Raw genomic sequence first — 12979 nt, 5'->3', positions numbered from 1 at the left:
GCCGCCCCGGACGCGCGCGGCTCAGCTCACCGGCGCGGCGACGCCGGCGTACCGGGCGGAGGGGGCCGTCGGGCCGGTGACGGAGAGGGACTCGCTGGACGCGTCGGCCGAGCGGACCGGTTCGGCGGCCCAGCGCTGCTCCACGGTACGGTCGCGCACCTTGACGACGATGTCGGCGTTCGCGTCAGGGGCCGACGGGGCGAGCGCCATCCGCACGTCCCAGCGCGGCACCAGCTCGCCCTGCACCGTGAGGTCGTAGCGCACGTCGTCGGCGGTCCGGTCCCCGGAGTCGGCGCAGGCGCCCAGCACGACCACGCCGGCGTCCTTGTGGGAGTCCAGGCACAGCCCGGGGTCGGCCACGCTGCGCAGCAGCCCGTCCTCCTCGTACGTCCACTGCTGGGTCCACGCCGAGGAGCACTGCGCCAGCCGGGCGCCGGAGCCGTCCTGGGGCTCGTCGCGGGTGTCCAGGCACAGGCCGGAGGAGATGTTGCGCAGCCGGGTGCGGTCCGGGGCCGAGGGCAGGCCGGCCGCGCCCGGCGGGGAGGCGGACGGCACGGCGGCCCGGCCGCCCGCGCCGGTGGCACCCGTCGGGTCGGCGGTGCCGCCGTCCGGGGTGGACGAGCCGGCGATGAGCACGCTGACCAGCACGCCCGCGGACACCGCGCCGAGGCCGGTGAGCAAGGTGCGGGTGGAGCGCACCGGGTCGGGCAGCGCCATCACGAGCCGGTCGGGCACCGGGAGCCGGGACAGCAGCCGGTGCCGGGTGCCGGTCTGTCCGCCGTGGCGACGGCGGCGTCCGGTGCGTCCTGAGCGCGGTCCGGACGCGGCGCGGCCCGGCCGCGAGTCGAGGTAGCGCCGGGCCCCCCACCCCAGCACCGCCTCCGCGATGAGCGTGCCCAGCCCTGACTCGACGTGGCCGAGCTGCTCGGCCGCGTTGCGGCAGTAGCGGCACTCGGCCATGTGCTGCCGCACATCGGGCAGCAGCTCGCCGCCCCGGCGGATGGGCACGTCGAGCAGCCGGTTGTAGAAGCGGCACTCCTGAGTGGGCGCCAGCTCCTGATGGGCGCGGACCAGACCCTGGCGGAACTTGTCGCGCGCCTGCTCGAGCGCGCCCGACGCGAGGTCGGCGTCCGTGCCGAGCAGTCCGGCGGGCACGGATATCGGCTCGGCCTCCACCTCGACGTGCCAGAGCAGGCACCGGGCGAGCGCGGGCAGGGCACGGAACGCCCGCTGGGCGAGGGTGCGGTTCTCCGGCGTCATGGTCGTCGCCGCGCGCATGCCCCGTCCGCCCGCCGGTTTCAGCAGCCCCGGCAGCACCTCGGCGACCTGGTCGTCGGCGGCCCACTCGCGGACCGTGTCCCGCACCCCCACGAGCAGGACGGGACGCAGGGCCACGGCGGACTCGCCGAGGGCGACCCGGTCGAGCACACGGTGCAGCGCGGCCCCGGTGACCAGGGCGGCGGTCCGCCCGCCGGAGGCGAGGCACACGGTCGCGTAGTCGTGCATCGCGTCCCAGTGGCGCGCCGTCAGCAGGGCGACGGAACGGGCGGCCTCGGCCTCCGGGCGGCCCCGCAGCCGCGCGGCGAGCGCCTCGTCGGATTCCCCGGGATCACCGCCCGGCGGGGGATAGGGAGGACGAGGGGGGTGGGGGGTGTGCACTGAGATTGGTTCCTTCCCACAGCGCATGTGACATTCGAGCGTTCCCGACACCGAAAAGGGACGCGCGACTGGTGCATACCTCTTGGGTGTGGCGCGGGGGGCGGGAATTGACCGGCGGCGCTTTCGACCCGGTTCATCAACTCGCGAGCGTCCCCGGCCTTTACCCCCTCACGGGTGGCTCACTCTCGCACAACCCGCACGCGGCCAACAAGGCGGTCGGGCAACATCCCGGCGTTGACAGAAAGTCAAAAGGAGAAGGCGCTCCGCGCACCCTGTTCCGGCATTCGCGAGCCCTTTTTCAAGACGCGCGGGGGGTGCGTGAAAAGGGGCGGCGGGAAGGCGTGACCAAGGTGTGATGCGCACCGCGCGCACCACCGTCCCGGTGCGCCTTTTCCGCGGCGCGCACGCCGTGCGGACGGCGCGGGGGTCAGATCTGCCAGGAGCGCAGCCGGTCGGCGGCGCCGTACACGTCGGTCGCGCCGGACATCAGGTCCCGCGCGAGGTCGACCAGGGCGCCGTAGGGCGGGTCGATGCCGGCCCCGCTGACGTACATGTAGGCGACGGCCGTGGCGCAGGCGAAGCGGGCGTTGGCCGAGGGCAGCGGGCGCAGTACGGCCAGGGTGTGCAGCAGGGCGGCGGCCCGCCAGGCGGCGTCGGAGTTCACGCCGAGCCGGGGCGGGTCGACGCGGTGCCGGGCCACGGCCGCCACCAGGGCGGAGAAGTCGTTGACGGTGGGCTGGTCCGGGAGGACCTCCTCGTGCCGCTGGAGCAGCCAGGGCACGTCGATGTGCAGCGCGGGCGGCATCGGTCAGGCGGCCCGTCCCGCGCCCTTGGCGGGCGGTTCGTCGTCGGGGAACGCGGCGGCGAACTCGTCGGCGTGCGTGGCGAAGAAGCGGCGGAAGGCCTCGGCGCCCTCCTGGAGGGCGCGGTGACGGGCTATGTCCGCCGCTGCCGCCTCCCGTACGAGCGCCTTCATGGACGTACCGCGTTCCTTGGCGATCTGCCGCAGGTCCTCGAGCTCGCGGTCGCTGAACTCCACGTTGAGAGCTGGCATGGGATTACGGTACCGCTCGGGTACTGAACAGTAAATATCCGCAGGTCAAAGCGGGTGCGGTGGGGTACCTCGGGTACGGGCGCGGGCCGGTGACCCAGGTGGTCACCGGCCCGCGCGGGAAGGGGTGGGTCAGCCCTGGTCGGCCACGAAGGAGGCCATGCGGGTCAGGGCGGCGTTCCAGTTGACGGTGTGCTCGTTGGTGGACCAGGACTGGATGTCGTCGATGTAGCAGAACTGTCCGACGCAGCCCTGGAGTTTCGACTGGGCGAACGGGTCCTGGATGCTGGAGTTGGGTCCGCCGGACAGCGTGCCGGCGGGCGGGTTGGGCAGGTTCGGGTCGAGCTGGCGGGCGTACCACCGGCTGTGCTGGTTCCTGGCGTGGACCTCGCCGTAGCCGGTGACGTAGCTGATGTTCAGCGCGTTCCGGCCGAGGATGTAGTCCATGGCCTGCAGCGCGCCGTCCCGGTACTTCGCCGCGCCGGTGAGGTCGTGGGCGGTGGCGAGGACGACGGCGTTGTTGAGCACCTGGTGGCTGGAGCCCCAGTCGTAGAGGTTGCCGTCCGGCGCGTACGGCATCCCGTACGGGTGCGCCTTCAGGGTGGCCAGGTAGCGGTCGGCGCCCGCGACCACGGAGCGGCGGACCTGGTCGAGTCCGGGCAGCCGGTTCGGCACGGTGGCGAGGTCGAGCCGGCCGGCCGCTGCGGTGCGCGCCCAGTCGAAGCCGGTGGGTCCGAAGATGTCCGCGGTGTGCACCGGGGAGTTCAGCACGTGGTCCTTGAACTCCCGCTCACGGGTGGTGAGGTAGAGCTCGGCGGCCGCCCAGTAGAACTCGTCGGACACGGTGCTGTCCGGGTAGGCGCCGCCGCCGATGCCGTCGTCCGGGTCGGCGAGGCGGTCCGGGTGGGCCAGTGCGGCCGCCCAGGCCTTGCGCGCCGCCGCCAGGGCGCGGTCGGCGAAGGCACGGTCGTACGGGCGGTACAGCCGGGCCGCCTGGGCCGCCGTGGCGGCGAGGTTGAGGGTGGCGGCGGTGGTCGGCGGGTGCAGTTCGCGCTTCTGCGGGTCGGCGCTGGGCAGCAGGGGCAGCCCGGTCCACTGCTCGTCGTGGATCTTGTGGTGGGCCATGCCGGCCAGCGGCTCGCCGTCGGGCACCTGCATCTTCAGCAGGAACTCCAGCTCCCAGCGGGCCTCGTCGAGGAGGTCGGGCACCTTGTTGCCGCTCTCGGGGATGTCCAGCGTCCGGTCGCCCAGCTTGTGCGGCTTGCCGGTGCGGGCGTGCTTGGCGCGCTCGTAGGTGCTGAGCAGCTCCCAGGTGCTGATGCCGCCGTTGACGACGTACTTGCCGTGGTCGCCCGCGTCGTACCAGCCGCCGGTGACGTCGAGGGTGTAGTCGCACTCCCCCGGCCGGCAGGGGACCGCGCCGTCACCCTGGTTGGGGGCGACGCCCACGTGGCCGGCCGGACGGCCGTAGCCGGGGCGCAGGTCTTCACGGATCTCCACGCCGCTGCGCTGGGTGTAGTAGTACTTCGCCGAGTCCAGCCGCAGCCGCTCGTACGCCGCCGCGTCGATGTCGAAGGGGTGACTGGTCTCGCCGTCCGCCGTCAGGGTGAAGCCGGTGCCGCGGCCCCGGTAGGAGCCGAAGTCGACGGAGTGCACGTTCTGCCCGGAGGAGGCGTCGACGCCGCGCGGCACGGTCCAGCCGGTGCGGACCACCCGGCCGCGGCCGTCCTTCAGCTGCCAGGGCAGCTTCTCGGTGGCGTCCGTGACGAGCGTGGCGTTCTTCGGCCCGGCGGGCAGGTAGCCGACCTGGTTCACCCGGACGCGCGGCCCGGTGTCCGGCACGTGCGGCTCGGGGGCGACGCCGCCCAGCAGCGACACGTCGTCCACGCAGAACCGCCAGGGGTCGGGGCTGCCGCCGAGCTGGAAGCCGACCTGCGCCTGCTCGGTGCCGACGGGCGCGGTGAAGGTGTACGAGTAGGTGTCGCCGGACACGCTGAGCTGCGGCGACACCTCGTAGTACGTGTCGTACGGCGCCACCTGGAGGCCGACGATCGCCCGGACCACATGACCGGCGGGCGAGCCGGTCGCGCTGAAGGAGAAGCGGTACGTCTCCCCCTCCACCAGGGTGATGTCGTTGTGCCCCACGGCCGCGTCCCAGCGGTTGGCGGTGCCGCCGGGCACGTCGGCGCACAGGCGGCCGTCCGAGGCGCCCGCGGTGACGCCCTCGGAGGCCCACCAGGGTTCGGTGCCGTCGTCGAACGTGCCGTTGCGGACCTGCTCGACCTCGTCCGCGCCGGCCGGGGCGGCGGGCAGGGCGGTGAGGGCGGTCGCCAGCAGACCGGTGAGGGTCAGCAGCGCGGTTCTGCGTCGTTTCACGTCTGGGCTCCTCTGCGGAGGTACGGGGGTACGGGAGCGCGAATGGGAGCGCTCCCAACTCCGTGCGCCGCCCATGGTTGTGGCAGATGTGACACCGCGTCAACGGTCGTGACACGACGAGACTCTTCCGGGTGCCACGGAGGCGGTGGCCCCGGTTCCCGTTCATGTCGCGCGCCGACGCACTAGGCTGGGACTCTGGCGATACACCGGTTCACGGTGAGTGTGCGCGATGGAGTGGCGACGATGAGGCCGGACGACCCGTTCGACGATGCGGTGACGGCCCGGGCCGTCATCGCCGCCGACGGCACGCTCGCGCGGTGGAGCGAGGGTGCGCGCCTGCTGCTGGGACACCGGCCCGACGAGGTCGTGGGGCGTCCGGCCGCCGAGCTGCTGGCCGACAGCGCGGGACCGCTCCCGCTGCCCGCCGACCGCTGGAGCGGCACGCTGGTGCTGCGCCACCGCGACGGCGGCACGGTGAGCGTGTGGGTGCTCGCCCACCACCGGCAGCCCTCCGGCGACGGCCCGGGCGAATGGCTCGCGGTCACCCCGCTGGAGGCCACCGACTACGACCTGCCCGACGACCCGCTGGTCAGGAAGGCCGTCTTCCAGTCGCCGTGCGCCACGATGGTCTTCGACCAGGAACTGCGGCTGCGCGGCGTGAACGACGCGATGGCCCGCCTCCTCGGGCTGCCCGCCGACCACCTGCGCGGGCTGCGGCCCACCGACATCGGCGGCCGCCCGCAGCACAGCGAGCTGGAACGGCAGCTGCGGCACGTGCTGCGCTCCGGGCGGCCGCACGACATGCAGACCCACATGAAGGCCAGGGCCGAGAGCTACGCCCACGCCTGGCTGGCCCGGCTGGCGCCGCTGACCGACCGGTCCGGGCGGGTGCGGGGCGTGTGCGTGACCGCCCACGACTTCACCGAGCAGTTCCGGGCGCGGGAGCGGCTGCAACTGGTCAACGAGGCCAGCATGCGCATCGGCACCACCCTGGACGTCACCCGGACGGCGCAGGAGCTGGCGGACGTCTGCGTGCCCTCGCTCGCCGACTTCGTCAGCGTGGAGCTGCTGGATCCGGAGGAGGGCGCGGGTGAGGCGTCCGGCAGGCTGTCCCCGCCGGTGTCGCTGCGCCGGGTCGCCCAGCAGTCCATGACCGCCGGCGCCCCGGAGAGCGTCGCCCAGGTGGGTGAGGTCGTCGTCTACCCGGAGAACTCGCCCCAAGCGGACTCGCTGGCCGCGGGCCACAGCATCGTCGCCTCCGTACAGGCCGGCGACCTCGACCCCTGGCTGGCGGTGGACGAGACGCGGGCCCGGCGGATCGAGGAGTACGGCGTGCACTCGATGCTGTCCGTGCCGCTCCAGGCGCGCGGCACGACCCTCGGCGTGGCCGCCTTCGTCCGGTTCAGCCATCCGGAGGCGTTCACCCACGACGACGTGCTGCTGGCCGAGGAGGTCACCGCGCGCGCCGCCGTCTGCATCGACAACGCCCGCCGCTACTCGCGGGAGCGGGAGACCACGCTCACCCTCCAGCGCAGTCTGCTGCCCCGGACCCTGCCGCGCACGGCCGCCCTGGAGGCCGCCACCCGCTATCTGCCGGCCGCCCGCTCCGGGGTGGGCGGCGACTGGTTCGACGTGATCCCGCTGTCCGGGATGCGGGTCGCCATGGTCGTCGGGGACGTCGTAGGGCACGGGATCCAGGCGTCGGCGACGATGGGCCGGCTGCGCACGGCCGTGCGCACCCTCGCCGACATCGACCTCGCGCCCGACGAGCTGCTCACCCACCTCGACGACCTGGTGCTGCACCTGTCGGAGGAGGCGGGCGGCGACTCCGGTCCCGGGGAGGTCGGCGCGACCTGTCTGTACGCGGTGTACGACCCGGTGTCGCGACGCTGCACGCTGTCCCGGGCGGGGCATCCGCCGCCGGTGGTGATCCCGCCGGGCGGGCCGGCGCAGCACCTCGAGCTGCCGTCGGGGCCGCCGCTGGGGCTGGGCGGGCTGCCGTTCGAGTCGGCGGAGTTCGAACTGTCCGACGACAGCGTGCTGGCCTTCTACACCGACGGGCTGGTCACGTCGCGGGGCCGGGACGTCGACCAGGGCGAGGCGCTGCTGCGCGAGGCGCTGTCCGGTGCGGCGGGTCCGCTGGACGAGACGTGCGACCGGGTGCTGAACAGCGTGCTGGCGCCGGGCGGCGCGACGGACGACGTGGCGCTGCTGCTGGCCCGGCTGCGGGGCCTGCCGTCCTCCCAGGTCACCACCTGGGACATTCCGGCCGACCCGGCGCTGGTGGCCCCCATCCGCAAGCAGGTCCTCGACCAGCTCGCCGCGTGGTCGCTCACCGACGCGTCCTTCACGGCGGAGCTGGTGGTGAGCGAGCTGGTCACCAACGCCATCCGCTACGGCGCCCCGCCGATCCGGCTCCGCCTGATCCACGACGCGGCGACCCTGATCTGCGAGGTCTCCGACACCAGCCACACGGCCCCGCACCTGCGCCGCGCCAAGACCTGGGACGAGGGCGGCCGGGGCCTGCTGCTGGTCGCCCAGCTCACCCAGCGCTGGGGCACCCGCCATACGGCGGAGGGCAAGACGATCTGGGCGGAGCTGGCGCTGGCGGACATGGAGTGACCTGGGCGGGGTCACTCCGGGGCCCCTCCCGCGGGGGGCGGCGCCCGCTGGTGTCCCGCCCCGCCCGCGTCGTCAGTGACCCGCGATCGGGTGCGGGGCGTACGGCTCGGCGAGTTGTTGCAGTTCCTTGTCCGTCAGGGTGAGGTCGACCGCCGCGACCGCGTCCTCGATGTGTGACGGTTTCGCCGCGCCCACGACGGGTGCGGTGACCGTGTCCTGGTGGAGGAGCCAGGCGAGGGCGATCCGCGCGCGGGGGACGCCGCGGGTCTCGGCGACGCGGGCGACCGCCTCGACGATCGCGCGGTCGCCCTCCTGGTACAGGGTGCTGCCGAACTGGTCGGTGGCGCTGCGCTCCGTGGTGACGTTCCAGTCGCGGGTGAGCCGGCCGCGGGCGAGCGGGCTCCACGGGAGCACGCCGACGCCCTGGTCGGCGCAGAGCGGCAGCATCTCCCGCTCCTCCTCGCGGTAGAGCAGGTTGTAGTGGTTCTGCATCGACACGAACGTCGTCCAGCCGCGCAGCTCGGCGGTGTACTGCGCCTTGGAGAACTGCCAGGCGTACATCGAACTGGCCCCGATGTAGCGGACCTTGCCCGCCTTGACGACGTCGTGCAGCGCCTCCATCGTCTCCTCGACCGGCGTGTGCGGGTCCCAGCGGTGGATCTGGTAGAGGTCGACGTAGTCGGTGCCGAGGCGGCGCAGGCTGTGGTCCAGCTCGGTCATGATCGCCTTGCGGGAGAGCCCCGCGCCGTTGGGTCCGGGCCGCATCCGCCCGTTCACCTTGGTGGCGAGGACGACGTCGTCGCGGCGGGCGAAGTCGCGCAGCGCCCGGCCGACGATCTCCTCGCTGGTGCCGTCCGAGTACACGTTCGCGGTGTCGAAGAAGGTGATCCCCGCCTCCAGCGCCTGCCGGATCAGCGGCCGGGACGCCTCCTCGTCGAGGGTCCACTCGTGGTTGCCGCGGCCGGGGTCGCCGTAGGTCATGCAGCCCAGGCAGACGCGCGAGACCTCCAGGCCCGTCGAACCGAGCTTCACGTACTGCATCGTTGCTGCTCCTGCCGTCGGGAACGGTTGCTGTCGCAGGAGCGAGCGTACGTCTTCGCGCGCACTCGAAGCGGGGAGAGTTCAGCCGCCGGGCAGGAGGTCCAGGGCCCGCTCCCAGCCGAACTCGCGCCGCCCGCCGTCCCCTTCGGCCTCCCCCGCGTACGGGTCGCCGAAGCGGACGCCCATGCCGCTCAGCCGGGCGACGGCGTCCCGGTAGGCGGGGTGGGCGGCCAGCGCGCCGGAGACGCAGGGCAGGACGGCGATCGGCACGCCGAGCCCGGACACCTCGCACAGGGTGCCGACGGCGAGGGTGTCGGCGATGCCGGCCGCCCACTTGTTGACGGTGTTGAAGGTGGCCGGGGCGACCACCACGGCGTCGGGGTCCGGGAAGGGGCGCGGGTCGCCGGGGCGGCGCCAGGCGGAGCGGATGGGGCGGCCCGTCTGCGTCTCGACGGCGGCGGCGTCGAAGAAGCCGTTCATCGCCGTCGGGGTGGCGATGACACCGACCTCCCAGTCCCGCTCCTGCGCGGCGGTGATCAGCTTGCTGACGCCCTCGGCGACTCCGGCGGCGCAGACGACGACGTAGAGGAAGGGCTTGTCGGTCATCTCGGCACCCTAGCGGGACAAATTCGTTTGCCGGTACCGGGCGCCTGGCCGCAGGATCCTGCCCATGTCCACGCACACGCTCCCGCTGCCGTCGTCCGCCCTCGCCGTCGTCGCGGGCCGACAGCAGCAGTCCTGCGCCCGGGAAGGCACGACTCCCCCGCGCCCGTGACCGCGGCGCTGCTCGCGGGGCTGCTGGCCGGTTACGGCATCGCGGTTCCCGTGGGCGCCGTCGGCACCTACCTCGTCTCGCTCGCCGCCCGTACGTCCCTGCGCACCGGGGTGTCGGCGGCCCTCGGCGTCGCCACGGCCGACGGTCTGTACGCGCTCGCCGCCGTCCTCGGCGGCTCCGCCCTCGCCTCGGCGCTGCGCCCCGCCCTGGGCCCGCTGCGCTGGGTGTGCGTGCTGGTGCTGACCGCGCTGGCGGCGTGGGGCGCGGCCCGCGCGCTACGGCAGTACCGCGGCCGGCGGCTCACCGCCCGCACCGCGTCGCCGCCCCCGGGCCCGCTGCGGGCGTATGCGGCGCTGCTCGGGATCACCCTGCTCAACCCGACCACGGTGATCTACTTCGCGGCGCTGGTGCTCGGCTCGCGAGGCGGGTCGGGGGCCGGGGCGGCGGAACAGGCCGTGTTCGTGACGGCGGCCTTCACGGCCTCCGCGAGCTGGCAGGTCCTCCTGGCCGGCGGCGGCGCCCTGCTGGGCCGGGCGCTGACCGGTCACCGGGGCCGGCTGGTGACGGCGCTGGTGGCGAGCGGGGTGATGACGGCGCTGGCGCTGCGGATGGCGCTGACGCCGGGCTGAGGACGGCCCGCCCGCGCGTGAAGCCGCGCCGAACGTCGCGCACCGCATGGGTCGGACGGTGTTTCCTGGGCACTGATACTGCCGGGCCGGGGCACACCCGGCCCGGACGGCTTCCGGGTGCGGCGGGTCGAGAGCGATGATCGACTCGGCCGTACGACGCGAGAACGATGGGAAGGATGCCATGCCTCTCGAAGGCGAGTACGAGCCCAGCCCGACGGCCTGGGTGCGGGAACAGGTGGACCTGATCGAGCGGTCCGGCGGCACGAAGGGGACGACGCTCCAGGGCAAGCCGGTCGTGGTGCTCACCAGCCGCGGCGCGAAGAGCGGCAAGCTGCGCAAGACCCCGGTGATGCGGGTGGAGCACGAGGGCCGGTACGCGGTGGTCGCCTCGCTGGGCGGCGCGCCCAAGCACCCGGTCTGGTACCACAACCTGAAGGCTCATCCCGAGGTCGAGCTCCAGGACGGACCGTCGAAGCGGGACATGACGGCCCGTGAGGTCACCGGTGAGGAGAAGGCCGAGTGGTGGAAGCGCGCGGTCGAGGCCTTCCCGCAGTACGAGGAGTACCAGAAGAAGACCAGCCGGGAGATCCCGGTCTTCGTGCTGGAGCGGTCCGGCCAGGACTGACGGACCGGGTGACGGGCCGGGTGACGTGCCGGCCGACGGGTCCGGTGCGGCGGTCCGGGAAAAATCCCGGACGGGTCCGCGCATGAAGCCCCGGACGCCGGGCACACGAGCGTCAGGCCCCGCCGCGTTCCCCCGTCGCGGCGGGGCCCTCCCATGCCTCCGCCACGCCGCGCTCGGTGACGTCGAGGAACACCTGGGCCGCCTCGGGCACCACCCGGACGATGGACCGCTTGATGCGCACCGCGACCTCTTCCACCCGCTCGCTGTCCAGTCCCGGCACCAGGTCGACGCGGGCGGCCACCAGGGCGGTGTCGAGCCCGGTCTTCATGGTGAACAGCGCCTCCACGCTGTCGATCTCGGGCTGGGCGCGCAGCAGTTCCCGGATCCGCTCGCTCGCCCGCGGGTCGGCGGCCTCGCCGATGAGCTGGTCCCGGGCCTCGCGCCCGAGCCGGTAGGCGACGTATCCCAGCAGCACGCCGATGGCGAGCGAGGCGGACGCCTCCCACACCACCTGCCCGGTGATCATGTGCAGTGCCATGCCGGCCATGGCGAGGGTGACGCCGACGACCGCGGTGCCGTCCTCGGCGACGACCGTGCGCAGCGCCGGATCGCTCAGCCCTCCGCCCTGCCGGCGCACCTGGTACAGGGCACGCAGCAGCGAGCCGCCCTCGGCGAGGAGGGCCACGCCGAGCACGACGAGCCCGGCGACGTACCCGCTCAGGTGCTCCTCTCCCCCGTTCCGCAGGGCGTCGATCCCCTGGTAGAAGGAGAAGCAGCCGCCCATCACGAAGATGCCGACGGCCGCGAGCAGCGACCAGAAGAACCGTTCCTTGCCGTAGCCGAAGGGGTGGCGGCGGTCGGCCGGGCGGCGGCTGCGGCGCAGGGCGGCGAGCAGGAAGACCTCGTTCACGCTGTCGGCCACCGAGTGCGCCGCCTCCGACAGCAGCGCGGGGGACGACGCGACCAGGCCGCCGACGGCCTTGGCGGCCGCGATGACGAGGTTGGCCGCGAGGGCGACCAGGACGGTGAGCCGTGTTCTGCGATCCGATCGTGTGGTCACGACGGCCGATTGCCCCGGTCGGCGCAGCTCATACCGTGCGGTCGGGGGAAAACGGGGAACGCGGTGACAGGGACGACCCGGTACCGACGACAGAGGGAGGCCACCATGGGCGGCCGCGACGACGCGGGCGGCGGCAACAGCGCGTACGGCAGGAAGGCGTTCAAGCGGTCCCGGGCGCACTTCCAGGACCGGATCACCGCGGACGGGCGGGACGGGTGGCCGGTGGAGGCCGGGCGGTACCGGCTGGTGGTGAGCCGCGCCTGCCCCTGGGCGAGCCGGGCGCTGGTGTCGCGGCGGCTGCTGGGTCTTGAGGACGCGGTGTCCCTGGCCGTCACCGACCCCCTCCAGGACGACCGCAGCTGGCGCTTCACCCTGGACCCGGACGGCCGGGACCCGGTGCTCGGCATCCGCTACCTCAGCGAGGCCTACGACCGGCGGGAGACGGACTACCCGGGCGGGGTGAGCGTGCCGGCCGTGGTGGACGTGCCCAGCGGGAAGCTGGTCACCAACGACTACCAGCAGATCACCCTGGACTTCGCCACCGAGTGGACGGCCCTGCACCGCGCGGGGGCGCCCGACCTGTATCCCGAGAAGCTGCGCGACGAGATCGACGCGGTGACGGACGACGTCTTCCGGGACGTCAACAACGGGGTGTACCGGGCGGGCTTCGCCACCGGGCAGGAGGAGTACGAGGCCGCCTGCACGCGGCTGTTCCGGCGGCTGGAGTCGCTCGAGGAGCGGCTGGAGCGCCGGCGGTACCTGGTCGGGGACACGATCACCGAGGCGGACATCCGGCTGTTCACCACGCTGGTGCGGTTCGACCCGGTCTACCACGGTCACTTCAAGTGCAACCGGTGGAAGCTGACGGAGAGCCGGGTGCTGTGGGGGTACGCCCGCGACCTGTTCCAGACGCCGGGGTTCGGCGACACCGTCGACTTCGACCACATCAAACGGCACTACTACCAGGTGCACACCGGTATCAACCCGTCCGGCATCGTCCCCCTCGGGCCCGACCTGGCCGGCTGGACGACTCCCCACCACCGCGAGGAGCTGGGCGGCCGGCCGTTCGGCGACGGCACCCCGCCCCCTGCGGTGCCTGCCGGTGAGGAGGTCCCCGCGCGGGGCCGCCCCTGACGCACGG

At 73.6% G+C, this 12979-nt stretch carries 11 protein-coding genes; 4 read left to right on the top strand and 7 right to left on the bottom strand.

The window, feature by feature from the left end; all coding sequences use genetic code 11:
• Positions 1 to 21: 21 nt before the first annotated feature.
• From ACFOSY_RS13540 to ACFOSY_RS13525, 4 genes are all read right to left on the bottom strand, one after another.
• Positions 22 to 1659 (bottom strand): RICIN domain-containing protein, encoded by a 1638-nt coding sequence (locus ACFOSY_RS13540; protein ID WP_394307024.1) that lies wholly within the window; start codon positions 1657 to 1659, stop codon positions 22 to 24.
• 427 nt (positions 1660 to 2086) lie between these two features.
• A complete protein-coding gene (locus tag ACFOSY_RS13535) occupies positions 2087 to 2464 on the bottom strand; it encodes a hypothetical protein (RefSeq protein WP_006132891.1) in 378 nt (125 codons plus the stop codon).
• Positions 2465 to 2467: 3 nt separating this feature from the next.
• A complete protein-coding gene (locus ACFOSY_RS13530) occupies positions 2468 to 2713 on the bottom strand; it encodes a hypothetical protein (RefSeq protein ID WP_026243285.1) in 246 nt (81 codons plus the stop codon).
• 129 nt (positions 2714 to 2842) lie between these two features.
• Entirely contained in the window at positions 2843 to 5086 is a 2244-nt protein-coding gene (locus ACFOSY_RS13525) for a glycoside hydrolase family 9 protein (protein WP_394307023.1), read from the bottom strand.
• Between the two features lie 243 nt (positions 5087 to 5329).
• Here ACFOSY_RS13525 and ACFOSY_RS13520 point away from each other — a divergent pair, with 243 nt between their 5' ends.
• Positions 5330 to 7708, top strand: coding sequence for a SpoIIE family protein phosphatase (locus ACFOSY_RS13520; RefSeq protein WP_394307022.1), 2379 nt, complete (start codon positions 5330 to 5332; stop codon positions 7706 to 7708).
• Between the two features lie 72 nt (positions 7709 to 7780).
• Here ACFOSY_RS13520 and ACFOSY_RS13515 read toward each other — a convergent pair whose 3' ends face one another.
• Positions 7781 to 8749, bottom strand: a complete 969-nt coding sequence (locus ACFOSY_RS13515) for an aldo/keto reductase (protein ID WP_394307021.1) — start codon at positions 8747 to 8749, stop codon at positions 7781 to 7783.
• Between the two features lie 81 nt (positions 8750 to 8830).
• Positions 8831 to 9355 carry a flavoprotein gene (locus tag ACFOSY_RS13510; RefSeq protein ID WP_394307020.1) on the bottom strand — a complete coding sequence of 175 codons (525 nt, stop codon included), beginning with the start codon at positions 9353 to 9355 and terminating at the stop codon, positions 8831 to 8833.
• 165 nt (positions 9356 to 9520) lie between these two features.
• On the opposite strand from ACFOSY_RS13510, the gene ACFOSY_RS13505 reads away from it, so the two are divergent.
• Together ACFOSY_RS13505 and ACFOSY_RS13500 are read left to right on the top strand one after the other, a co-directional pair.
• The gene (locus tag ACFOSY_RS13505) at positions 9521 to 10153 is read left to right on the top strand and encodes a LysE family transporter (protein WP_394307019.1); all 633 of its coding nucleotides are present in this window, start codon (positions 9521 to 9523) and stop codon (positions 10151 to 10153) included.
• Positions 10154 to 10334: 181 nt separating this feature from the next.
• On the top strand, positions 10335 to 10778 hold the full coding sequence (locus ACFOSY_RS13500; protein WP_394307018.1) for a nitroreductase family deazaflavin-dependent oxidoreductase: 444 nt from the start codon (positions 10335 to 10337) through the stop codon (positions 10776 to 10778).
• A 112-nt stretch (positions 10779 to 10890) separates the two neighbouring features.
• Here ACFOSY_RS13500 and ACFOSY_RS13495 read toward each other — a convergent pair whose 3' ends face one another.
• Complete coding sequence (locus tag ACFOSY_RS13495) at positions 10891 to 11838, bottom strand: cation diffusion facilitator family transporter (protein ID WP_394307017.1); 948 nt, start codon at positions 11836 to 11838, stop codon at positions 10891 to 10893.
• Between the two features lie 105 nt (positions 11839 to 11943).
• Between ACFOSY_RS13495 and ACFOSY_RS13490 the strand changes: the two genes are divergently transcribed.
• Positions 11944 to 12972, top strand: coding sequence for a glutathione S-transferase family protein (locus ACFOSY_RS13490; protein WP_394307016.1), 1029 nt, complete (start codon positions 11944 to 11946; stop codon positions 12970 to 12972).
• Positions 12973 to 12979 lie beyond the last annotated feature (7 nt).

It is taken from the genome of Streptomyces lusitanus (assembly GCF_042647945.1).
GTDB lineage: Bacteria > Actinomycetota > Actinomycetes > Streptomycetales > Streptomycetaceae > Streptomyces > Streptomyces pseudogriseolus.
Note: the sequence above shows the minus strand (reverse complement) of the source record. Positions and strands in the feature narration are given on the sequence as shown.